The organism is Streptomyces sp. NPDC006552, assembly GCF_040611655.1.
Taxonomy (GTDB): domain Bacteria; phylum Actinomycetota; class Actinomycetes; order Streptomycetales; family Streptomycetaceae; genus Streptomyces.
In genome coordinates this window covers 16,074-38,245 of record NZ_JBEXOS010000054.1, presented here as the reverse complement: position 1 = coordinate 38,245, position 22,172 = coordinate 16,074, and the positions used below count along the sequence as shown (strand labels likewise).

Here is a 22,172-nt window from a genome sequence, read left to right as displayed (position 1 = left end):
GGGGTAGGACGGCCGTCGCTGCCCCGGGGGCGGGGCTTCATGGATGGCCTGTACGAGAGGTTGCATGCAGGACGGCGTCCTCGCCCGGCCCCTCGGCGCGCTGTGCACCGACGGCTCCGCGGCTGGTGAGCAGGGCGGTTCCGAGCACAGTGGCAAGAACCTGGCACGCGGCGATCGCGAGCAGAATGACAGTGGTGCCGGCACCGCCGGCGACCCCCGCGGCCGCCGCACCCCCGGCGGCGGCGGTGCTTTTCAGCCCGGCACCCAGGGTGAAGATCTGGGTACGAATCTCGGCCGGCGCGTACCGTTCCCGGGCGGCGAGCAGTGCGCTGAAAAGGGGCCCGGTGCAGGCTCCAGCAAGTGCGAACAGCGTCAAGGTCGCGCTGAGTGCCGGTTTCGAGACAGCCACGGCCAGCGGCAGTCCGGTCGCCGCCAAGCAGCCCAGCACGACGCGCTCGGGGTGCGTGTCGGTCCATGGCCGTATGGCGTAGATCAGCGACCCGGCCAGGGCACCCGCGGCGAACGCGGTCATCAGACCGCCCGCCGCCCAGCCCGCCCCGTACTGCCGGGCGAGCAGCGCGGTCAGCACCGGCAGCGCGCCGACGCCGATCTGGCCGGCGCTGCTGGACCAGGTGACCGCGCGCAGGGGTGGGTTCCTGAGCAGTTCCACCAGTCCGGCGGCCAGGTCTGCGGGGCGCGGGTGCGCTCCGTGTCCGGCCCCTTCCGTCCGGGGGTCCAGTGGCAGTGTGAGCATGACGAGACCCGCGACCACCCCTGCGGCGCCGAGTGCGGTCAAAGCGGTGTCCGGGCCCGCCGCCGCGGACAGTGCGGCCGTCAGGGCGGGACCGCAGATGCCTGCCAGGTTGTACGAGGTGGAGTCGATGCTGAAGGCCCTGCCGAGGCGGTCGGCCGGGACCAGTTCACCAAGGAGGCTGGTCAGACCTCCGGTGACGAGCGGTGCGCAGCATCCGGCCGCCGCGACGAGAGCGAGGGCCGACCCCGCCGGTACGCGGCCCACCACGACCGCCGTGCCGGCGAGCCCCAGCCCATAGGTGATCAGGCACGAGGCGTGGAAGAGGCGGCGGCGACGGACGCGGTCCGCCATGGCGCCGAGGACCGGTGCCGCCACGACGTGCGGGATCATCAGTGCCGCGACCAGGGCGCCGCCGAGCCCCGCGCTGTGCGTGCGCTCCAGAGCCAACAGGACGAGGCCGATCCGGGCGCCTTCGTCGGCGAGCCGGGCGGGGACGGCCACCCCGAGGTAGTGGAGCAGCCGGGGAGCGGCGGTGACGGGTGCGGCGTTCGTGGTCATGTGCCCTCCTGCCGGGCGGTGGCCGCGGGGTGGCTGCGGCGAGGCGCCGGGCCGACCCGGCGGGCTTCGCCACGACGTCATCGGTCAAGGGTATGATTCCACGATCTTGCTGTTCCATGCCGGTGAGCGCCACACTGGGGTGGTGGACTTCTCCTTCGTCAGCGATCACCTCGCCCTGGACTTCGCCGCGACCCTGACCTGGCGCACCAGTTATCCCATCGACCTCCTGGCGGAGCCGGCGGATCTCGCGGCATGGGCGACTCAGGCTCGTTTGACCGACCGTCCGGGCCACGTGTCCCGAGCGGCGCTGGACCGCGCCCAGTTGCTGCGCGAGGCCGTCCACCGAACGGCTGTCGCAGCGGAGCGGGGCGCGGATGCGGCGGCGGCCGACGTACGGTTGATCCGCGAATGCGCCCGCGGCCCTCAGGTCGTCGTGGCCCTCAAGTCACTGGGTGAGGTCGAGCGGAGCGGTGGCATCGACGAGGTGCTGGCCACGGTCGCGACCAAGGCCGGGGAACTGTTCGGCGGTGACGACCGCCACCTCGTACGCCCGTGCGCCGGCGCGCAGTGCACCCGTCTCTTCCTGGACCGTTCGCGCGCGGGCAACCGCCGTTGGTGCGACAAACTGTCGTGCGGAAGCCGGGCCAACGCCACCGCCTACCGCCGCCGCAAGTCCGCCACGCTTCCTGAACGATCAGAGACGTGACCGTCGGCGAGCCCCAGTACCAGGAGCTCGCCGCCCTGGTGGCCGACGCACGAGCGGCGCGTGCCCTCTCCCTCGACCGCGGCGGGGTGGTGCTTCACCAGCAACGCCAGGCTGGACACGTTCCCGGAGCGGATCGGCGCCGACAGCTCCGCCCTCGAACGGAACGAACGCGCGATCGCCGCCCGGGACCGCTCCGTCGCCGACCGGGAGTTCAGCGGTCGCGGGCCCTGGTACGGCCTCACCCACGCCCGGAAGAAGCCGTCCCCCACCGAGAGCGTCGTCGTGAACCGCTCCGACCCGGACCGCCCCATGGTCTTCGTCGTCTCCACCCACCCCTGAGCGGCCCACGTCTCACGGCAGGTCGAGCAGGAGCCAGCCCCGGTGCGGGAGGTCCGCGGCGAGGGTGAGGTGCGTCCCGCCCCGCGTGAGCGACGCGGGCACGGGCGGGCTCAGCGGGGTCAGGAGCCGGGCCGTCGCCGGGGCTGGGGCAAGGTGCGGCAGCGCGATCCGCGGACGGGCCGGATCGGCGCTGCCGTTGGCGATCGCCAGATGACGGCCGTCGGGGGTGCGCAGCAGGTGCGGCACGAGGTGCGGGCCGCCGGTCACGAGCGGCAGCGACGGGTGCGGGCCCTCCAGGGCGCGGACCAGGGCGTGCAGCAGGCGCTGCCCCTCATCGTCGTACGGGAGCCGGTCGGGGGCGGTGGCGGCGAGGACGGCGACCCGCCCGCCGACAGCGTTCGTGTGCAGGGTGCGGGCCGCGCCCCATGGTCCGCCGTCCGGGGTGTGGACGGTGCTCAGGACCGTGGTGCCGTCGAGCGGGCGCAGGCGGGCCAGGGCGGGCTGGACGTTGACGCTGAGGACGGTGCCGTCGCCGGTGCGTTCGTACGCGTACGGGTACGGGCCCGCCGCCTCGCGGTCGATGACCTCGGGGATCTCGACGCCCAGCAGCTCCGCGAAGCCGCGCTCGGCGAGGACGTACGCGGCCGTGCCGTCCAACAGCAGTCCGCCGCGCAGCAGTTGATGTACATCGGCATCGCTCACGGCGTGGGCGGTTCGCCCGAACAGGGCGCGTACCGGGGCGTCCTCGGCCGTCACCGGAACGCCGTAGCGGAGCAGGAAGTCAGCGCCCGGTGTCGTGTCGACCGCCAGGTCGCCGAGGGCGCCCGCCCGGACGGTGCGGGTGTGGGCCGCCGCGTCGGGGCGCGTGACGAGGCAGACACCCGCCGTGCCGACGGCGGTCGCGGCGCGCTCGGCCGCCAGGTCCAGGGCGGGACGCGAGCGGCGCAGCAGGTCGGCGATGCGGGGGTGGCGGCTCGCGTCGCCGGTGTACGTCGGGTGGAGGTTCAGCAACAGGGCGTCAGCGCCGCTGAGCTGGGCGGCGACGAGTTCGGACCAGGTCTGGGTGTCGGACTTGGACCACGCCGTGTGCGGCCAGTTCTCGATCTCCGGCTCACTGCGTACGCGGGCGGTGCGCAGTGACCGTTGCTCCTCGAGCAGCCAGACACAGCTGCTCAGGGTGGTGCCCGGAGCGTCGCCGTAGGGTGCGAAGTGGGGGCGCTGGACCGCCTCGCCGCCGATGGAGAGCCGCTCGAAGAGGTCCGTCCAGTCGCGCCCCTCCACGCTGTGCGTGCCCGGTACCGAACTCATCAGACCGAGCCGTGAGCGGCCCTCGGAATGCTTGTCGACGGCCTCGGCGACGAGGGACGCGACCTCCGACTGGGCCGTGGTCCATACCCGTTGGAGCAGGGCGCGCCAGGGGTGCGGCGGGCCGGGGGCGGTGACGGCGGCCACGAGGCGCTGCCGCGTGACGGGTTCGCCGGCGGCCCGCGCGAAGCGTTCCAGCATGAGGGGTTCGAAGCCGCCGCCCCAGCCGAGCGGCGCGTGGTTGTGGTAGCGGAAGTCGTCCTCCAACCACAACACACGGAAGCCGAGTCCGGCGAAGCGGCCGTAGTGGGAGGTCAGCCAGGTGCGCCAGACGGGACAGGCGAAGGAGGCCTGTGCGGTGGCCGTGGTGCCGTCCGGTGCGACCATGGGCGCGAACCCCTGCCGGCCGCGTCGCCCGCGGTCGGCGTGGCCCGTGGTGACCCACGGGTTGAGGCTCACGTCGAGCCCTGCGGTCCGCAGGATCGTCGAGGCCGTCGCCGCGGTGTCGTACCACGCGTCCTCCTCGTCCGGGGTCGGGTGGCCCGGGTGGAACTCCTCCGCCGCCAGCAGCAGGACGACCTCGTCCACGCCGGACCGCGCGCAGAACACGGCGAGTTCGTGCGCGCGGCGTTCGGTGTGCGGTCCGGGGGCGAGCTGGAAGCGCAGGTGGTAGCGGGCCGGCATCGGGCTCCTTCGGGGTCGGGGCCTTCTCGTGCGCTCGGGTGATGCCGTCGGCATGGGTGAGGAAGCCGCGCGCAGCGCATGCTTGAGGGCGCGGGGAGCCGCGCGTCCGGTCACGAACGGCGGCCGGACGCGCGGGACAGGAGAACGCTCCTGCGGCGATGAGGTGGGTCAGCCCCCGGTCAACCCTTGGTCAGCCGAAGTGCCTGCTGCTCCGCGGCGCGCCCGGTCGGGTTCATGGACCAGCCGTGCGCCTCGGAGACGCCGAGGACGAGGCCGCTGTACCGGTTGACCAGACGGACGGTGCCGTCAGTCGTGCCGTCCCCGTGCCGCCCCGGGATCACCCACCACTGCTGCCCCACGGTGGGCCCGGCGCCGGGCGCCGCCGAGACCGCTGCCCGCGCCGACCAGGCGCGGCCCGCGTCCCGCGAGGAGTCGACGCCGAGCAGCCGGTGCGAGGCGGCGTCGGCGACACGGTACGAGCCGTCGCCGTTCGGTGTGAACACCCAACGGCCCTGCGCGGTGCGGCCGCCCGCCCGTACGGAGTAGGAGGCCCCGGCGCGCACCGGCGCGGCCGCGGTGCCCGATGCCCGGTCGATGGTGGCGTCGTAGTACTCGCCGTCCGCGCCGCCCGAGCACTGGAACGAGCAGTAGTTGCGGAACGTCTTGCCGACGATCTGCGAGCTGGTCCTGTTCACCGGGTCGAGGAACCACCGGTACCAGGAGCCGGTGCGGTACTCCCCGGAGTCGCCGAGCAGGTGCCACTTCTGCGTGGCGAGGTTGTCGGTGGCGTAGAAGCGCTGCGGCTCGGTGCTGTCCTGGTGGATGGCCTCGGGGGTGCCGATGTAGCGGCCCAGGTACGCGTCCCAGGCGATGTTCATGGTCAACAGGTCCGCCTTGGCCGGGAGTTCACCGGCTGCCTGCTGCTGCGCGATCGAACCCTTGGTCGCCGGGTCGTAGTCCTTGCCCACCGGCGTGTAGCCGGTGTCGTCGGCGGAGTCGACGGGGAGCATGTTGCTCTCCTTGCCACCGATGCCGGGCTGCGACCACGAGCCGTCGTACCACTTGCGCCACGAACTCGGCGCCATCTTCCCGGAGATGGGCGCGCGGGCGACGTGCGCGAGGCTCGCGTCGGTCCAGCCGCCGGGTGAGCCGGGCTTGGGGATGGCCCGCGAGTTGTAATAGACGTAGAAGTAGCCGGAGGCGGTGTCCACGAACAGGCGCGGGTCTCCATCGCCGTAGTAGTACGTGTCGTTCGGGAAGGCGGCGCTGTCGCCGCGCTCGGTGCTGTACGGCGAGGTCAGGATGTGGCTTTTGATCGTCCACGTCTTGCCGCGGTCTTTCGAGACGGTGTAGTCGATCGCGTCGTAGTGCAGCCCGTCGCCGAACGGGGCCGGGGTGAACTCGTTGTGGACCAGGCCGTACCAGTCGCCCGAAGCGGGGTCGACCCAGACGCCCATCAGGTCGCAGAAGTTCTTCTGGGAGTACGAGGACCCGGCGGGCGGAAACGTCGCCTCGCGGCCCGTCGGGGAGTTGTTGCACCGCCAGGTCGTGTTGTCATTGCGATCGGCCGGCCTCGCCGGGTTCACCGCGGAGTCGAGCTTCGTGTCGGGCTTCGCGGCATCGAAGTCCTTGCCCGACCAGAACTTCCACTCGCGCGGGTCGGTCTTCCCGTACAGGGCGTGCGCGGACTGGTAGTGGAACGAACCGTCCTTGTCGATGAACGGGGCGGCCGGGGAGTCGTCGGGGTTCGACCACGGCCCCTTCTGGCCGATCGTGACCGTGTATGCGGGGTCGCCGACCGCGGCGTGCGCGGGGGTGGTCAGGGCCGTGCCGAGCAGCACGGTGGCAGCTACGGCGAGCGCGGCGGAGGTTCTGGTGCGGGAACGGTCTGGTGACACAGGGAGCTCCTCCGGATCACGGCGACGCGGGGATGGGAAGTAGCGGGATCCATAATTAGTTCGGCTACGATCCGAACTATCTGCACGGGTGTGGGAGGTGTCAAGAGTCCTTGCGATGATGAGGGTCAGCGGGCCGGCAGACCGGGGGCTCCCCCAGAGACGAGGGTGAAGTGAAGGCTGATCTGACCGTGCCGTCGGCGGCCCGCGACCGCGGTTCCATCCGGCGCGCCAACCTCGCCCTGGTGCTGCGCATGCTGCGCGACAAGGGTCCGCTGTCGCGGGCCCGCATCGCCGCCGACAGCGGCCTGCCCAAGCCCACGGTGACCAGCCTCGTCGCCGAACTCGTCGCTCTCGGCCTTGCTTCCGAGGGACCCTTGAGACGCGAGGGCGCGGTCGGCCGCCCCGGCACGCTCGTCGGCATCGACGGCTCGCACATCTGCGGCATCGGCGTGGAGATCAGCAGCAGTTACGTCCACGTCCTCGCGCTCACGCTCGGCGGCGGGACGGCCTTCGAACACCGGGTACCCGTCGCGGTCGCCGGGGCGGGCGCCGCCGCCGTCCTCGACCTGACCGCCGCCGTCGTACGGGACTGCGTCACCGCCCTCGACCGGTCCACGGCCCGCGCGGTGGGTCTGACCCTCGCGGTGCCCGGCGTCATCGACACCCGCGCCGGGGTCGTCCGCTACGCGCCCGCTCTGGGCTGGCGCGACGTACCCGTCACCGCCGGGCTCTCGGAGCGCCTCCGCCCCACGGCGCTGCCGCTCGCCGTCGAGAACGACGCCAAGCTCGGCGCCGTCGCCGAGCACGTCCACGGGCAGGTCCCCGACATGGTGTGCATCACCGGCGAACGCGGCATCGGCGCGGGCATCATCAGCGACGGGCGGCTGCTGCGCGGCTCCGCCGGATTCGCGGGCGAGGTCGGCCACATGCCGCTCGACCCGGGGCGGCGCCCGTGCGTGTGCGGGCGCACGGGCTGCTGGGAGACGATGGTCGGCCTGGACGCGATCCTGCGCCTCGCGGCCGACGCCGACGACGAAGTGCACGACCCGGGCGTGGAGTTGGAGCACCGCCTCGCCACGCTGCACGACCGCGCCGCGCTCGGCGACGCGCGCACCCTGGACGCGCTGGCCCGCGTGGCCGACGCCCTCGGCCTCGGCATCGCCCTGCTCGCCGACGTCCTCAACCCCGGCCGCGTCGTCCTCGGCGGCTACTTCACGCACATCGGCGACCTCATGCTCGACCGCGTCCGCGCGGTGGTCCACGAACGCGTCATCGCCCCCGAAGGTGGCGGCTGCGACATCGTCCTCTCCGCCCTGGGCTTCACGGCGGCGGCCCGCGGCGGCGCGTACCTGGCCCTGGACGAGGTGTACCGCGACCCCGGCGCGGCGGTCTGAACGGTTCCCGGACGGGCTGATCTCGCTGCGTGCCTTCGAGGGACAAGCCGCTGTCGACCCTGAACACGCCATGTGCGCGGGCGCCAGAACACACCCGCCGACAGCCAGAGGGCCAGGCCGAGACGGCAGGAGACCACGAGCGGTCCAGCACTGTCGCCCTCTTCCGCCTCCTCGCCGGAGCGGCCCCTGAGGGCGGGCTCAGCCAGAGCCGCCGGGGTGGACAAGACCGTCCTCGCAGGTGAAGACCACGGCCTGGGCCCGGTCAGCCGGTCGGGCCGTGCCGTCTCCTACGACCTGGGCAGCCTCAAACACGGCATGCGTATCGACGCGCCCCGCCGCGACGGGGTCAGCGCGCACGTCACCGTCGATGCCATCAACGTCTACGACGCGACCGACCATCCGCACGGCAAGGTGTACGCGGACACCGGCCACCCCGACCTACGTCTGATCACCCGTGGTGGCGGTTGCGAGCACCGACGCGGGCAGTACAACGGCAACGTCGTCATCAGCGCCCGCATCACAGGAGCCGATGACGGTTCCTGACGGAGGCTCACCGGATGTGCCCGTTGCGGCCCGGGGTCAGGCCGGGCTCAGCGCAATTCCTCGGAGTAGAGCGAGAACCGCCGGTGACCCGACGCCCCTTGCGTGAAGCCGACATAGAGTCGCTGATCGGCGGGCCGGACCGCGAGTCCTTCCGGTTCACGGGGGCTGAGGTGGGCGGCGGTGTCCCCGGGAAAGACGTAGTGCGTTTCACCGGTGCGCCAGTTGGTGCGGCCGAGGTAGACGTTGCCGCCGGACTCCGGGGGGTTGTCGGACCCGTAGCCGCTGCCCATGAGCTGGTAGACCGTATCGCCGTGCAGCGCCATCCCCTGGAAGGGCAGATCGAACCGGGCACCGGGCTGGGCGAAGTCGGCGAGCGGACGGAAGCGGCCGGCGGCGAAGCGGGCGAGGTCGTGGACCGCGAAGCGGGGGCGGCCGTCGACCTTGTAACGGAGCAGGAGGCGGGGGCGGCTCTGATCGAGGGTGACGCTGTTGCTGGTGGAGCCCGGCACCGGAGTGCGGACGGTCAAACGGGTGCTGGTACGGCTGAGGACGCGGCCGTTGACGAACTGGAACGAACAGACGCCGCGACCGTAGCCGGAGGCGGGATTGGCCGACCACTCCGTCCACAGCCGGCTGCCCTTGCCGTCCTGCTCGACGCCCATGGCCCCGCCATGACCGAAGCCCTTGAGCAGCATGGAGCCGGTCAGCGTGCCGCGAAGACTCAGCCGGTTCAGGCAGAGGTCCCCGCGCAGGGCCCGCTCGGCGTGCGTATAGGCGCGCTTCTCTCCCGCCAGCCGGACACCGCCGCCCACGATCTGCAAGGCGTACAGGCACTTGTGCGGCTCGTCGAAGGCGAAGGACTGCAGCACGGTGCCGTAGCGCAGGCGCACACCGGCGAGCCAGGGGCTTCCCGGCGTGGTGGGCCCGGACGTGCCGTACGGGTCCCGCGCGGTGCCGGCCAGCGCCGGGGTCGCGGGGAGCGCGAGGCTCAGAGCCGGAAGGGCGAGCTTCAACGCGTCCCTGCGCGTGCGTGACTGGGGGACGGACCAGGCCACGGAGGCCACCTCTCGGTCGGTTGACGTGTGCCCCGGGACGGCGCGCTCGGTCTCGGAGCCGTCGCGTCCCCGGCACACGGGGCGGATCTGCGGGTGGCGGGGCACACGCGAGCGACCGGGCCGCGGACGCGGTTTCCCCGCCGCCGGCGTGGGCCCCGACACCGCACGGATGCACGGTCGCTGTTCTTACGTCGTCGGGACGAAGCCGAGATCCTCGACGCTACGGGCAGAGGTGGAATCCTGCGGGTACGGCTCGCGGCGGGTGAAGCGATTCAGTCGATCAGCCGTCACTCATCGATTGCCCGCTCCGCGGCGCAAGAACGTGAGCGGGCGGAGACGGCAGTCCCCCTGTGACGGCATGCGCGCGCCCCCGGCCGTCCGGCCGGGGGCGCAGAGAGTAGCGCGGTCAGTGCTGCTGGTCCGTTCCGCTGCCGTAGCTGCGGCGGGCCGCGTCGGCGGCTTTGTCGGTCTGTGCGTCGTACTTGTTGCCCGTACGCTCGTCGATGAGACGCTCGGCGCCGTCGACACCCTTGTCGGCCTGGTCCGGATGGCCCTTGGCCATCTCCTTGGCCTTGTTCGCGACATCGCTCAGCTTGCCCATGGTGGATACCTCCCACGTTCGTACGTGCGTTGTGCTGAACTCCGCGTACCCAGGATCTCGCGAGGAATCCCCCCTTCCGCGAGGATCGGACCGACGACCATGACGGCCGTATACGAAGGTCGCCCAAGCGGAGGCCTGACTGGGCGATCCTGTATGTCCTGCACCAGGACATCGCCTGGCAACTCCTGCCGCTGGAGCCGGGTTCGGCTCCTGCCGACCTGTTGGCGGCATCTCGACCACCGGCAGAAGGCCGGGGACTCGTCGTGTGTGGCCGTGGCCCCGCCCTCCGGAATAGGGCGGGGCCACGGGGTCGGTGGGCCCGTCGGTACGCCTACGGGGTCTTCCCGGCGGCTTCGTCGTTCACGGCCGGTTCGACCCACTGTTGCCAGCGCGGGCTGGCCGCGATCGTACGCAACCGGGCTTCGGTGAGCGATGTCCCGGTGGCGGTGACGAGGATCCTGGTGCCGTCGGGGCGCAGCAGGTCGGCGGTACGGGTGCGGACGCCGTCGGTGGTGGTGGTGTACGCGAGCAGCGTGGCGCCGCCTTCGAGGGTGCTCACGTGGCAGTCGGTGAGCGGCGTGGTGCTTCGGACGTCGCAGGTGTAGAGGTGCTGCAGCTGACTCCTGCTGGTGTCGTGGCGCTGTTTGGCGATGCCCGATTCGTGGCTGCGGCGGGCGGCGTCCTTCTTGCGGGCCTCCTTGTCGGGGGCGACCGTGCCGCCGCTCTTGTCCGCGCTGGGAGGGGTGCCGGGAGCGGCCTCGGCCTCCGCGGGGCTGAAGACGAAGTCGCCCATGACCCGGACGTCGACGACGGTCTTGTCGCGGGTGGTGATGCTTCCCATGGTCTGGACGGATGTGAAGCGCGGATCGGTGTTCTGCCAGCGGACGGTGGGCTGTGGGCCCGGCCCGCCGGGGAGCAGGTCTCGCAGGATGTCCACGGTCGCGGCCCCGGTCAGGGCCTCCTTGCCCGCGGGTGGGGAGGCCTGCGCGCCGACGGCCGCGAAGTCGGGGATTCTGACGCTGGTCGCGGTGGTGTCGCCGGCGTGGCTGCCCGGCAGCGCGGTGGTGACGGCGAAGGCGGTGAGTGCGCAGAGCGCGGTGCCCGCGGTGCTCCAGGCCACCGCCCGCCGGCGGCGCCGGGTGCGGCGGCCCCGGGTCACGGCGCCGCTCACCAGGGTCTCGGTCCGCACCGGAAGGTCACTGAGCGTCGAGCTCATGGCGCGGGACAGCTCGGGTCCGAAAAGGTCTGCGGCTGGGTCATCGTGTTCGTGGAGCGGCATCGGAGCACCGTCCTTCTCGGTGGCGGGCAGGGTGGTTCGGTTGGACTGCCATGATCAGTGCGGAGAGTAAGAGGCGTGCTCGCCACCGATGAGCTTGCGCAGCCGGGACAGGCCGCCCGCGCTCCGGTTGCGGACGGATCCCTGGCTGAGGCCGAGTTCACGCGCTGTGTCCGCCACGCTCCTGTCCTCCCAGTACCGCAGGATGACCACGGCTCTGTCACGCACCGGGAGCTTCGCGAGCGCGGCAAGGAGCGTGACCCGCAGCGCGGCGTCCGAATCCACGGCCGTGCCTTCGGGTACGACCGAGACGGGGCGCTCGGTGGACCGGCGCAGCCGGGTGTGCGAGATGAAGCTGCGCATCAGCACGGTCCGTACGTACGCCTCCGGGTTGTCTGCCCGTTGCACCCGGTGCCAGGAGGCGTACGCCTTGCCCAGGGCCGTCTGTACCAGGTCTTCGGCGAGGTGCCAGTCCCCGCAGAGCAGCAGGGCGGTACGGAACAGGCGCGGGCTGCAGGCACGGGCGAACTCCTCGAACTGCCCGAGGTCCTCCGAAGACGCCACTGTGCCCCAGCCCTTCAGCCGATCGGAGTTCTTCCACATCCTTAAGGACGCCGCGGGGTGCGGATCCTGTCACGGCATCCGGAAAAGAAATACGGATCTCAGCGTCGCAGTGCTTCCGCCGGCTGGATGCGGGATGCCCGCAGCGCCGGATAGAGACCGGCCACCAGGCCGGTGACCAAGCCGATCACCGGGGCGGTCGCGACGGTCGACGGGTGCACCACCGGCGTCCAGTCGCGGGCCACGGCGACAGCCACCACGGTCACGGTGCCGAGACTGGTCCCTATGAGGCCGCCGAGTGCGCCCAGGGCGGCGGACTCGGCGAGGAACTGCACGGTGATGTGGCGGCCGCGAGCACCCAGCGCCCTGCGCAGACCGATCTCTGCGGTGCGCTCGAGGACGGCGACCAGCGTGGTGTTCGCGATACCGACCGCGCCGATGACCAGACAGATCGAGGCGAGCAGCAGGAAGAGCTGGCTGAGGTCGTCGGTCACGTGGGAGCGCAGCGACTTGGGATCCGGCGGTGGCACGGCCTTGAGGTAACCGGGGTGGTCCGGGCGCAGGGCGGTCGGCGCCTCGGCGGCGATCTGCTGGGCGGCGCCGATCCGGGTGGAGACGAGCATCTTCGCCGGGGTGTCCTGCGGCTCGCCGTACAGCCCGAGCGCGGTGGAGCGCGGGATGACGACCGACGAGAGCAGGTCGGCCTTGCGCCGGACGTCGTCGATGATGCCGATGACGGTGAACGGCTGCTCGCCGACGAAGATCGCCGGGTGCGTCTCCAGGGTGGTGACGCCGAGTCGCTCGGCCAGGCCGGAGCCGATCACGGCCACATCGTCGGCGTGCTTCTCGTGGTAGGCATCGAAGATCCTGCCCTGGGACAGGTGCGGTACGGCGGCTTCGAGGACTCCGGGAGAGGCCGCCACCAGCGCGGCGTCCTCCCCGGTCCCGTCGGCCGAACCGCCGCCCAGGGAGGCATGTACCCGCATGTCGGGGCCGGTGCGCACGGACCAGAACACCCCGGCGTGCTCCACCCCGGCGAGTCCCTCGATCCGCTGGTCGGCGTTGCGGGGAAAGGCCATCGGCGCGTACGGGTCCTGCTCCCGTGCCACGTCCTCGACCGTGACCTCGGTGGCGGTGAGTACGGAGAACCGGGCATCGATCTGCGAGGAGGTGGTGGCGGTCAGGCCGAGGATCGCGACGAAGGTACCGACACCGAGGACGGTACCCAGCGCGGTCAGGGCGGAACGGGCCGGTCGCTGGAGCAGTCCGGCCAGTGATTCGGCGAGCAGGTCACGCACGCTGAAGGAGGACGGTTCGACGGCCCGGTCCGGCCGTTCGGTGTCGCTCACGCGGTCCTCTCCCGGTCCTCGTGCAGCACGCCGTCGCGGATCGCGACGGTACGGGCGCCGCGGGCGGCGACCAGCGGGTCATGGGTGATGACGACCACCGTCATGCCGTCGGCGTGCAGTTCGTCCAGCAGTTCCAGCACCGCTTCGGCGTTACGGGTGTCGAGATTGCCGGTCGGCTCGTCGCACAGCAGCAGCGAGGGACGGCACGCCACGGCGCGGGCGATGGCGACGCGCTGGCGTTCACCGCCGGACAGCCGGGTGGGCAGCGCGTTGAGCCGGTGGCCGAGCCCGACCCGTACCAGCGCGTCGCGCGCCCGCGCGGAGCGCTCCGCGCGGGCGACGCCGTTGTACGTCATGCCCAGGACCACGTTCTCCTGCGACGAGCGGTGCGGCAGCAGGTGAAAGGACTGGAAAACGAAGCCGATGCGGCGTCCGCGCAGCGCGGTGCGGTCTGCGTCCCGCAGGGCGCCGGTGTCGATGCCGTCCAGCAGATAGCTGCCGTGGGTCGGTGCGTCGAGCAGCCCCGCGATGTTCAGGAACGTCGACTTGCCGGACCCGGAGGGGCCGATGACGGACACGAACTCACCGCGGCGGATCGTCAGGTCGCAGGGTCTGAAGGCCGGTACCGGCGGCGGTCCCGGGTAGGTGAGGCCCGCCTGCCGGAACTCGATGACCGGAGGCGGTACGCCCGGGGCCCGTGCTTCGGCGTCCTGCTGGATCAGCGTCACGAGCCGCTCCCCGCGCCCTTTTTGACGCCGGTGATCACCAGGTCGCCCTCCTTGAGGGACGCGCCCGCTTCGGGCGTCACGGCCACGAAGCCGTCACCGGAGGTGCCGGGCCGCACCGCGACCCTGCGCTGCCTGCCGCTCTGTTGTCCGTCACCGGCCTCCAGGACGGTGACGACGCTCTTTCCGTCGGCTCCCGACGACAGGGCGGTGACCGGGACAACCAGTGCGGCGCCCGATGTGGAGGCCGCCTCGATGGTCAGCCGTACGTCCTCGCCGGCGGAGTTCGACGGCAGCGGCCGGTTCGGGTGGACCACCATCAGATAGCCCTGCGGGACGGAGGCGGCGCCGCCCGTGCCGCTGCCCGTGCCGCTGCCCGCGGTGTCGCCCGAGTTGGAGCCGTCGGTGCCGCTCTGCCCGGTCGCCTGTTGGCCGTTGTCCTGGGAGTCGGCCACCGAAGTGACCGTGGCGGGCACCGTGAGGCCGGCCGACTCGATGTCGATCCGCACTTTCTGCCCGGATCGGATCAGGCCCTTCTGCTGTTCCTGGAGGTAGCCGTCGACCACCAGTTGACCGGCCGAAATCTTCATCGCCGCACCGTCGGCGCCGGAGCCCACCACCGCGGAGACCTGGGTGACCCGGGCGGGGAAGCTGCGGATGAACACCACTTCTCCGGACGGCAGCATCGGCCCGGCCTTCTGCTTGACCTTGTTGAGGGCTTCCCGGGCCGTGGCGAGGTCCTCCGCGGCGCGGCTGACACCCTTGCGCAGTGAACGGGTTTCCGCGCCACCGGACGTGCCGTCGCCGCCGCCCGAACCGGCGGAGCCGGGAACCGTCTTGCCGTCGGCCCGGTCGGCCGCCGAGAGTGTCGCGGAAGCCGAGGGGCTCGGTGCGGCTGTGGACCCCGAGGCGGTCGAGGACCCTGTGGCCGCCGTCGCCTGGTGCAGGGTGTCCAGCGCGTCCTCGTGGGCGCGTTCCGCTGCTGTCACCGCGCTCTGCGCAGCCGATATCTGGTCGGCCTCGTCGGCGGACGCGGGCAGCGGGTCGTAGCCGATGGAGGCGTAGTAGGCGTTGAGGGCGCTCTTGGTACCCGCTCCGAAGTGTCCTGCGCGATCGTTCCCGGTGCGGTGTCCGAGTGAGGTCAGCGCTTTCTGGAGCTGCTTGACGTCGTCGCCCTCGGTGCCCGGCTTGAGGTCCCGGTACACCGGCACCGAGCCCTTGAGCGCGAACACCGGGCGCCCGGACACCTCCATAACGACCTGGCCCGCAGCGACGGTCTGCCCCTGACGCAGCGGCAGTTTGGTGACGACCGGGCGGCCGCCGTCCTCTCCGCCCGCGTCGGCCGGGGTCACGTCGACGGACTGTCCGGCGGTGACCGTGCCCCGCAGGATCACCGAGTCCTTCAGTACCCGGTGCTCGACCGGTGAGGTCAGGATGTCCGGAGAAGGGGCCCGCGCGTCGGCGGCGGCCTGCGCCGGGGATTTGATCAGCAGGGAGGCGCCGACGCCCGCCCCGGCCAGCAGCACCGCCCCCGCGGCGACGATGGCCACCCAGCGCCGCCGCCTGGCGAGTACGGACGCGTTGTCGTCCTCGGCCGTCGGCATGTCACCGGTCGTCGTCATGTCACTCACCGGTGACCTGTGCGGCCAGCTTGACGTCGTGCTCGATGTCCTTCTTGACGGCGTCCAGTTGCTGCGCGTTCTTCTCGATGGCCTGCTTCTGGTAGGCGACGTCGACCGCGTTCCAGATACCCGCCACGTTGTACTTCTCCATGCAGGTGGCACTGGCCGTCGCCACCTTCTTCTCCTCGGCGCTCACGCTTGTGCCCGCCCACTTCGGGTCACCGTCGGCCTTGATCGGCGTCGGGTAGTCGAAGCCCTCCTTCTTCATGCAGCCGGACCACTTGGCGAAAGCCGCCCTGACCCGTTTGTCCTCCGTCGACTTCTGGAAGCTGTTGATGTTGACGTCGACGGCGACCGGGGCGTCCTGGTAGTTGCCCAGCTTCTTCTTCGCCTCGCCGTAGCAGCCGCCCGCGGGGACCTTCTGGCCGTTGTAGTCCTGACCGCCGGGACCGGACTTGACCGAGGGATCGGTGGTGCCTCTGAGGACACCGAGCTGGGCCGTCGACAGGTTCGACCGGGAGGCGGTCCCCGCGTTCTTCGCCTTGGCCAGGTCGGACGCGGTGTGCTGGCCGGGCACCTGGAACCCGTACTGGGCGGTGACGGCAGGGTCGAGTTTTCCGTACCGGTACTGCGAGAGGACGTACTTCGGGCCCTTCAGCTCCGTGGTGGGCTCGTGGAACTGGATACCGAACCGCCGCATGCAGCGCTCGCGCAGGGTGTTCTCGGCCTTGCCGAGCGCGGCCGACTGCTCGTCGGTGAGGAGGTAGGCCTCGACCGGTACCGGCGTCTCCACCCGGGTGGTGATCTTGGGGGTCGACGAGACCTCGGGGGCGCCGTCGGATGCCACGGTTTTCTCCGTCGACGAACCGGAACAACCAGTGGCCAACGCGGCAGCCAGAACGGTCAGAACGGCTGCGCCCTGGAGGGAGCGGGAGCGGAGCTGCTTCACGAGCGGCACTTCCTTGCTGATGAGTGGGCTTCTGGGGCCTGAGCATGCAGAAGGGCACTCCGCCCGATTCCGGCGAGCGGAGTGCCCGTGCAACCGTGCGGAGAATCTCGTCCACGTCCTCAAGGACGCTTCGGGGCACGGTTCTTGTCACGCGGTTCTGCGGATGGGCTTGCTCAGAACCAGTCGCCGGACGCGTTGTTGTTCTTCATCGTGGAGTTCAGGTTCGCGAAGCCGCCCTTGGCGATGGCCTGCGAGGCGAAGCTGGCGTTGTAGTTCGAGTTGTAGTAGATGCGGATACCGAGGTCGAAGTCCCAGTTGTCGACGGACGCGGCGTTGTTCTTGACCGCCAGTCCGGCGCCGTTTCCGCCGTTGGTGCTGGTGCTTGCGGAGAACTTGAGGCCGGCGTAGTCCGGGATCGCGTAGTACTGCTTGTACAGGGCGCCCGCGTTGTTGGAGTTGTAGTGCAGGCAGGCGTAGTCGACGCTGCAGGAGACGGCCGCATTGGCCGGCGCAGCGAGGACGAGGCTGCCCGCGGTGGTCGCCAGGGCGACCGCGCCGACAGCTGCCAGGTGTTTGAGTCTCATGAACTCCCTCTCGGTGAGGTCCAGTTGGACCGCAATGGTCCGTCGGTGACCCTAGGCCGGGTGCACATGTTCGACGAGCGAGTTCTTGTGGCTGGCGCGAAACGACCCGTGCGGATCCGGTCGGGGCGGACGAAGGAGTTCCACGGATACCCCCAGGTGACCACCGGCGGGAATAGAACATTCCGGAACAAATCACGGTGCTATAGCCATGTTCTTTCACCATAAAACGTGTCATATCGCGTGTATCGACATTGCCGACGGGCGCGAAGGATGGCGAAATCCGGTACATCACATCTCAATGGGTGGGACAAAGCCGTACGGAAACAGGTCGGGACGCCCTGGTGGAGAAGGTGTCCCGGCCCGTCGGCCGGAGGGTGTTCAGGGGTGGCTCAGAGCGGGGCCTCGTCGAGGTCCACCCGGGAGCCGTCGACGGTCTCGGCCAGGGCGCACTGCACGCCGACGTCTGAAAGAGCTGGCGAACTCGGGCGCGGAGTTTCTGCCCGGTCCGCAGCAGCAGCCAAGGCGCTGATGAGGGCCCGGGGAAGCAGTCACTCCGGGCATCCCACCGCAACGGGTGGCACCACCAGCGCGCCGGGCCCGTTCGGTTCTTCCAAGCACGGTGCCTGCCGACACCCGGGCCGCGTCCCGCGTCGGCGCGCCGAAACGCGCGGTGTGGTTCACCCTGGTACTGGGCGCGAGCGGACCCGCTGGGACGGGGCGTACCGCCGACCGGGCCCTGTGAGGAGTGCCGCGATGACCGATGTCCTGTATGTCACCAGTGACCCGGATGCACTGGCCGCGGAGGTCGCCGCACTCGGTGGCCGGATCGGCCTGAGACTGGAGCACGGTCTGGTTGCGGTGTGGCTGCCTCCTGACCGCGACCCGGCCTTGCGGGCAGGTGAGCCGGTGGCCGGGGAGGCCGCGGACTCCGTCCGCTCCGATCCGCCGACTGCGGAACTCGTCCGCGCCTGGTACGACATGCTGCGGGCCGAGTCGGACGCCGCGTCCCGCAGCGAGGCGCGTCCCGCGGACGCGCCCTCGCGTTCCTGGGCCGAACTCGGCCTGGAAGGCGACGAACCGGCGACCGCGGCCGTCACAGAGCAGCCCGATGAGGACGTCTCCGCTGCCCCGCGCGGTCCGCGCTGGGCCACCGATATGAACGGTCTCGTCGCCCTCAAGGTCGTCATGGTGCTCGGGCCCGGCGACCTGACGCCGTCATCTTCCCTGCGGCACAAGGCGCGGTCGGAGATCCTCCGCGGTCTGCGCCGCTTCCAGACGCTGAATCCGATGGGCGAGCTGACCTTCGCCCTCTCCTTCGTCGAGGTTCCGATCACCACCCCGCCGAAGAAGTGCGACGACATCATCGCGTGCGAGAAGGTCTGGCGCGGCCCCGTGATGCAGCGCCTCGGCTACTCCGGCCGGGATCCCATGGGCGACTTCGTCGCCGCCGTCGGCAAAAAGGCCGGAGCCGACCGCGCCTACCTCACGTTCTTCACCGCGTATCCCTCCCCGGTCATCGCATACTGCCGGCCCGAGGAGGAGGCGAGCTGGGTGGTGATGTCGTACGAGAACGGCGGCTACACGCCCGAGAAGCTGGCCGAGACGTTCGTGCACGAAAGCATGCACGCCTTCCACGCGCAGGACGAGTACATGAAGCGGAACACCTGCTCCGACCGCAGCGGCTTCTTCCACACCGCCAACTGCAACTCCGTCGCGTGCCCGGGGCGCAAGATCCCGTGCCTGATGTCCCACGACACCTCCGACGGCTGTTGCACCTACAGCCGCCGGCAGGTCGGCTGGGACGCGGTGTCACCGCAGACCGAGATCACCGCCCACAACAAGGCCCGCTCCCCCTGCGCCCCCTCTCTCACCCGCACCGAAGGCATCGAGACACCTCGCCTCGTGGCCGCCTTCCGCGGCATCTCCGACGACGCGTTCCTGTACACCTGCGTCCAGGACGGCGACCGCTGGGCCACCCCCCAGCGTGTCAGCCCCGACGGCAAGGACGCCGCGAGCCGCTGGTCACCGGTGATCGCGGCGGACGCCGGTTCGCTCGTCCTCGCGTACGCCGGCCGCTCCGAGCGCGGCAACCTGTACGTCACCCGGGGCGGGCTGGGACGCTGGGGCGCCGAGGTCTCGCTCACCGAGCAGGTCGGGGCACGCACCGGCTCCGCACCCGCCCTGGCGAGCTTCAACGGGCTCCACCACCTCGTCTATCGCGGGCACGGCTCCGACACCCGCCTCTTCCATACGACGTCCGCCGACGCCCTGACCTGGCGCCAGCCGGTGCTGCTCACGGCGCCGTCGCAGCTGACGACCGGCCACCGGCCGACCCTCGCCCGGCACGGCGACCGCCTCTACCTCGCCTACCGCATGCCCGGGCGGGTCGGGAACCTGCGCATCTGCTCCTACAACGGCACCACATGGTCCGACGACCGGGCTGTGACCTGGAACGTCGAGCCGCTGACCGCCGAAGGGCCCGGCCTCGCAAGTCTCGGTGACGACCTCGTCCTGTCCTGGTCCGACGCAGACGACGAACGCCGCATCGGCCTGTGCGCGGTACGCGACGGCCACGCCCTGCCTCCCGTCTTCCTCACGGAGCAGAACGACGGCAAAGCCGGCGCGGGCGTGGCCCTCACCCCCTGGCAGGGCGGCCTCCAGCTCGCCTACCGTGGTCGCTCCTCCGACCACCTCTGGACCGCCTTCTACGCCCCCAACGCTCCTGCCCGAACCAGACTCGACACCCGCTGGCAGACCTGCTGAGACCCCGAACGACACAGCAGCACGAGCGGGCCCTCAACCTTGCGGCCGGGTCCAGCACTCCCGGGTCCACCGCCCCCGCTGCCGATGCGTGATCGTGACTCCGCGCTGCGCAACTTCACGCCCCGTCTGATGGTCAGAGAGGCGCCGGACGATTGGCTTCCGGCGCCTTTCCGTGCAGATCAGCGCACGTATCCGTACAGAGATTGGGGTTCAGGTGGGGAAGAAGGTCTGGCGAGTCCTTGTGGCCGGCGGGGCGGCGGCAGTGTTCGCCGCCGTTGCGGCGGCACCGGCGGGCGCGGCCGAGGGCGGGGTGTCGTTCACCCGCATCAAGGTGAACGGCGGCAAGCCCATCGTGATGGGCGTGGGGGCGGTCAGTGCGCCCACCTCGTTCCGTATGACGACCACCCACAAGTGGAAGTGGCCCGCGGTGTTCCTGTACCGGGGCAGCACGGGCAACACGCTGTGGCACGCTGTCGAGACCAGCGACTGCGTCCACGCCGGTCCGGGCGTCTGCGACTTCACCGGGGCGTTGGACTTCGACCCCCGCGAGTGGGACACGCTCAACAGCCAGGCCGGGGCCTGGAAGGTCGGGGCCCAGGTGGTGTTCTCGGGCGGAGGCGGTGACACCGACGGCACGGATCTCACGGTCTACCTGAAGCGCAACAGCCGTCTGACCGTCGACGCGGCACCCGAACCGGTGGTCAAGGGCAGGACGATCACCGTGACCGGCAAGGTCACGCGGGCCAACTGGGAGACCAAGAAGTACGCGACCTATGCGGACCGGCTGGTGAGCCTCCAGTTCAAGCCCAGCGGTTCCTCTTCCTACACCACGGTGAAAAAGGTGCACGCAAACGGCTCGGGCGCCCTCAGGACAACCGTGAAGGCGACCAAGACGGGCACCTGGCGCTGGGCCTACTACGGCAACACCACCACCGGCCCCTCGACCTCGTCCGGCGACAACGTCGTGGTGAAGTGACGACGTCCGGCTCGCTCCCCGACTCCTTCGCCTCCTCCGCCGGCGCGCCGCCATCAGGGGACCGAAGAGGGAACGCACGGTCAGGGGCGGGCCGGACAAGGGGTGGCGCCCGGCGCGTGTTGTCCTGGCTGCGCCATCACCCCGCCTCAGCGGTCAGTTGTTCTGCGAAGCGGGCCACAGACGCGGGTTCCGCGGTGTTGAGCTTCTGGTCACGCTGCATCGCTCGCGCGTACCGCACCAGGTCCTGCGGTTCGAGGGCCGCCAGTCGCTCGCGTGCGGTTTCGAGCAGCTTGCTCGCGGACTCCAGCAGTCCGGACTCGTCGAGGGGGCGCGCGGGCAGCCGCACCCCCTCGACGAGCAGGCGCGGGACGGCGCGCGTGAGGTGGATCCCGCCGATCTCCCGGACGGTCAGGGACACATGGGCCGACAAGCCCTCGTCCCCCACCGCGGAATGGGCGTATCCGCGCGGGATGTAGAGCACCTGCCCCGTGGTCACTGTCGCTCGGAGCAGGACGGGACCGGCGTCTCCCGCGACCTCTCCCGCCTGCCAGTGGTGATCGGGCGGACCGCTTCGGACCGTCCACCGCTTGCTGCCCGCCACTTGCAGGAGGAGCACGTCCGCGTCGTCCCGGTGCACCGCGAGCCCTTGGGCTCCCGGTGGCGTGACGAAGAAGAACGCCTCCACACGCCGGCCCGTCTCGTCCGCGAGGCGGGCCACCAGTTCGGCGGTGGGGCGGTGCCACTGCTCGGTGTTCCGCAGGAGGAGTGTCGCTCCCTTCTGCAGATGGGCGAGTATGGCTGGACCGTCGGCGAAACCTACGATCGGTCTGGCGCCCACTTCGCGGGCTTCCGTGTACTCCTTGAGCGCCATTTCCTTGCCCGCTCGGACCATTTCGACGTGCGGAGACCTGAGTGTTCCCTGCGCCAGAGCGGCGTCGATGTCGTCGAGGCCCATGGGTGGGGGCGGCGCCGTGTCGAAGACCGCGGGCTCCCGCCGCCAATACGTGGAGCCGAACGTCTCGACATCGCCCACCCAACGATGCATCTCTGTCGAATTCATGGGTTTCCTGTTTCGTGAGAAGTGTGTGCCTCACCTCAGCCGCCTGCGTGGGGTGTGCCGTCAGCCGGCGCTCCGCATACTGTCGTTTCCCAAGGTGTGACTCAGGACGGCGAGTTGCATGCGGTTGGCCGCCCCTGTCTTTTCCCGCAGGCGCCGCAAGTGCGTGTCCACGGTGTGCGGGCTGATCCCGAGCCTTCTGGCGATGCTGCCGTAGGTGAGACCTTCGGCGAGAAGTGAGAGCACCTGCTTCTCGCGAGGAGTGATGGGGGCGTGTGTCGAGTCGGTCGAAGTCACCGTGGCTCCCTGGTTCTTCGGGACAGTGCGATGCGATGAGAGTGTCACCGCATCGACTTCGGCCTCCAGCACGCTTCCTCTTCAGCAAGTGGTCCGGCAGCATGAAGAACAGTAGACATAGGGCGCAAGACCGTACTTATCACCGACTTTCCGGGGTCGTCGGCGGTCGGGGCCGC

Annotated in this window: 20 protein-coding genes; 6 read left to right on the top strand and 14 right to left on the bottom strand. The window is 70.8% G+C overall.

Going from position 1 to position 22,172, the window contains the following annotated elements:
- Positions 1 to 37: 37 nt before the first annotated feature.
- Positions 38 to 1,312, bottom strand: coding sequence for an MFS transporter (locus ABZY33_RS26545; RefSeq protein ID WP_356494194.1), 1,275 nt, complete (start codon positions 1,310 to 1,312; stop codon positions 38 to 40).
- Positions 1,313 to 1,454: 142 nt separating this feature from the next.
- On the opposite strand from ABZY33_RS26545, the gene ABZY33_RS26540 reads away from it, so the two are divergent.
- Positions 1,455 to 2,018, top strand: a complete 564-nt coding sequence (locus ABZY33_RS26540; RefSeq protein ID WP_356494193.1) for an ABATE domain-containing protein — start codon at positions 1,455 to 1,457, stop codon at positions 2,016 to 2,018.
- Positions 2,019 to 2,078: 60 nt separating this feature from the next.
- Positions 2,079 to 2,357, top strand: coding sequence for a hypothetical protein (locus ABZY33_RS26535; RefSeq protein ID WP_356494192.1), 279 nt, complete (start codon positions 2,079 to 2,081; stop codon positions 2,355 to 2,357).
- A gap of 12 nt (positions 2,358 to 2,369) precedes the next feature.
- Here the strand turns inward: ABZY33_RS26535 and ABZY33_RS26530 are convergent, their stop codons facing one another.
- Both ABZY33_RS26530 and ABZY33_RS26525 read right to left on the bottom strand, forming a co-directional pair.
- A complete protein-coding gene (locus ABZY33_RS26530) occupies positions 2,370 to 4,346 on the bottom strand; it encodes a hypothetical protein (RefSeq protein WP_356494191.1) in 1,977 nt (658 codons plus the stop codon).
- Positions 4,347 to 4,525: 179 nt separating this feature from the next.
- Positions 4,526 to 6,244 (bottom strand): RICIN domain-containing protein, encoded by a 1,719-nt coding sequence (locus ABZY33_RS26525; RefSeq protein WP_356494190.1) that lies wholly within the window; start codon positions 6,242 to 6,244, stop codon positions 4,526 to 4,528.
- 170 nt (positions 6,245 to 6,414) lie between these two features.
- On the opposite strand from ABZY33_RS26525, the gene ABZY33_RS26520 reads away from it, so the two are divergent.
- On the top strand, positions 6,415 to 7,638 hold the full coding sequence (locus tag ABZY33_RS26520) for an ROK family transcriptional regulator (RefSeq protein WP_356494189.1): 1,224 nt from the start codon (positions 6,415 to 6,417) through the stop codon (positions 7,636 to 7,638).
- Positions 7,639 to 7,854: 216 nt separating this feature from the next.
- The gene (locus ABZY33_RS26515; RefSeq protein ID WP_356494188.1) at positions 7,855 to 8,181 is read left to right on the top strand and encodes a class F sortase; all 327 of its coding nucleotides are present in this window, start codon (positions 7,855 to 7,857) and stop codon (positions 8,179 to 8,181) included.
- Between the two features lie 47 nt (positions 8,182 to 8,228).
- Here ABZY33_RS26515 and ABZY33_RS26510 read toward each other — a convergent pair whose 3' ends face one another.
- The 9 genes from ABZY33_RS26510 to ABZY33_RS26470 all read right to left on the bottom strand — a co-directional run bounded on the left by ABZY33_RS26510 (position 8,229) and on the right by ABZY33_RS26470 (position 16,903).
- Positions 8,229 to 9,236, bottom strand: coding sequence for a teichoic acid biosynthesis protein C (locus ABZY33_RS26510; RefSeq protein WP_356494187.1), 1,008 nt, complete (start codon positions 9,234 to 9,236; stop codon positions 8,229 to 8,231).
- Between the two features lie 406 nt (positions 9,237 to 9,642).
- Positions 9,643 to 9,837 (bottom strand): antitoxin, encoded by a 195-nt coding sequence (locus ABZY33_RS26505; protein ID WP_356494186.1) that lies wholly within the window; start codon positions 9,835 to 9,837, stop codon positions 9,643 to 9,645.
- A gap of 331 nt (positions 9,838 to 10,168) precedes the next feature.
- Entirely contained in the window at positions 10,169 to 11,053 is an 885-nt protein-coding gene (locus ABZY33_RS26500; protein WP_356494185.1) for a hypothetical protein, read from the bottom strand.
- A gap of 117 nt (positions 11,054 to 11,170) precedes the next feature.
- Entirely contained in the window at positions 11,171 to 11,677 is a 507-nt protein-coding gene (locus ABZY33_RS26495; protein WP_356494184.1) for a SigE family RNA polymerase sigma factor, read from the bottom strand.
- Between the two features lie 98 nt (positions 11,678 to 11,775).
- A complete protein-coding gene (locus ABZY33_RS26490) occupies positions 11,776 to 13,023 on the bottom strand; it encodes an ABC transporter permease (protein WP_356494183.1) in 1,248 nt (415 codons plus the stop codon).
- Complete coding sequence (locus ABZY33_RS26485; RefSeq protein ID WP_356494182.1) at positions 13,020 to 13,751, bottom strand: ABC transporter ATP-binding protein; 732 nt, start codon at positions 13,749 to 13,751, stop codon at positions 13,020 to 13,022. The genes ABZY33_RS26490 and ABZY33_RS26485 overlap by 4 nt, the downstream gene beginning before the upstream one ends.
- Positions 13,748 to 15,370, bottom strand: coding sequence for a peptidoglycan-binding domain-containing protein (locus ABZY33_RS26480; RefSeq protein ID WP_356494181.1), 1,623 nt, complete (start codon positions 15,368 to 15,370; stop codon positions 13,748 to 13,750). The genes ABZY33_RS26485 and ABZY33_RS26480 overlap by 4 nt, the downstream gene beginning before the upstream one ends.
- Before the next feature lies 1 nt (position 15,371).
- A complete protein-coding gene (locus ABZY33_RS26475; RefSeq protein ID WP_356494180.1) occupies positions 15,372 to 16,217 on the bottom strand; it encodes a hypothetical protein in 846 nt (281 codons plus the stop codon).
- A gap of 275 nt (positions 16,218 to 16,492) precedes the next feature.
- Positions 16,493 to 16,903 (bottom strand): hypothetical protein, encoded by a 411-nt coding sequence (locus ABZY33_RS26470; RefSeq protein ID WP_356494179.1) that lies wholly within the window; start codon positions 16,901 to 16,903, stop codon positions 16,493 to 16,495.
- 753 nt (positions 16,904 to 17,656) lie between these two features.
- Between ABZY33_RS26470 and ABZY33_RS26465 the strand changes: the two genes are divergently transcribed.
- Both ABZY33_RS26465 and ABZY33_RS26460 read left to right on the top strand, forming a co-directional pair.
- A complete protein-coding gene (locus ABZY33_RS26465) occupies positions 17,657 to 19,666 on the top strand; it encodes a sialidase family protein (protein ID WP_356494178.1) in 2,010 nt (669 codons plus the stop codon).
- A 214-nt stretch (positions 19,667 to 19,880) separates the two neighbouring features.
- Positions 19,881 to 20,642, top strand: coding sequence for a hypothetical protein (locus tag ABZY33_RS26460; protein ID WP_356494177.1), 762 nt, complete (start codon positions 19,881 to 19,883; stop codon positions 20,640 to 20,642).
- A gap of 136 nt (positions 20,643 to 20,778) precedes the next feature.
- On the opposite strand, the gene ABZY33_RS26455 is transcribed toward ABZY33_RS26460, so the two are convergent.
- Positions 20,779 to 21,702: a cupin domain-containing protein gene (locus ABZY33_RS26455; RefSeq protein WP_356494176.1), complete on the bottom strand. Its 924-nt coding sequence runs from the start codon at positions 21,700 to 21,702 to the stop codon at positions 20,779 to 20,781.
- 60 nt (positions 21,703 to 21,762) lie between these two features.
- Entirely contained in the window at positions 21,763 to 22,068 is a 306-nt protein-coding gene (locus ABZY33_RS26450; protein ID WP_356494175.1) for a helix-turn-helix transcriptional regulator, read from the bottom strand.
- Positions 22,069 to 22,172: the final 104 nt, after the last annotated feature.

Bases quoted from the DNA above. Each gene is read 5' to 3' on its own strand.
- ABZY33_RS26545 (WP_356494194.1), bottom strand. From the start codon at position 1,312: ATGACCACGAACGCCGCACCCGTCACCGCCGCTCCCCGGCTGCTCCAC.
- ABZY33_RS26530 (WP_356494191.1), bottom strand. From the start codon at position 4,346: ATGCCGGCCCGCTACCACCTGCGCTTCCAGCTCGCCCCCGGACCGCAC.
- ABZY33_RS26505 (WP_356494186.1), bottom strand. From the start codon at position 9,837: ATGGGCAAGCTGAGCGATGTCGCGAACAAGGCCAAGGAGATGGCCAAG.
- ABZY33_RS26500 (WP_356494185.1), bottom strand. From the start codon at position 11,053: ATGAGCTCGACGCTCAGTGACCTTCCGGTGCGGACCGAGACCCTGGTG.
- ABZY33_RS26480 (WP_356494181.1), bottom strand. From the start codon at position 15,370: ATGACGACGACCGGTGACATGCCGACGGCCGAGGACGACAACGCGTCC.
- ABZY33_RS26470 (WP_356494179.1), bottom strand. From the start codon at position 16,903: ATGAGACTCAAACACCTGGCAGCTGTCGGCGCGGTCGCCCTGGCGACC.
- ABZY33_RS26465 (WP_356494178.1), top strand. From the start codon at position 17,657: ATGACCGATGTCCTGTATGTCACCAGTGACCCGGATGCACTGGCCGCG.
- ABZY33_RS26455 (WP_356494176.1), bottom strand. From the start codon at position 21,702: ATGAATTCGACAGAGATGCATCGTTGGGTGGGCGATGTCGAGACGTTC.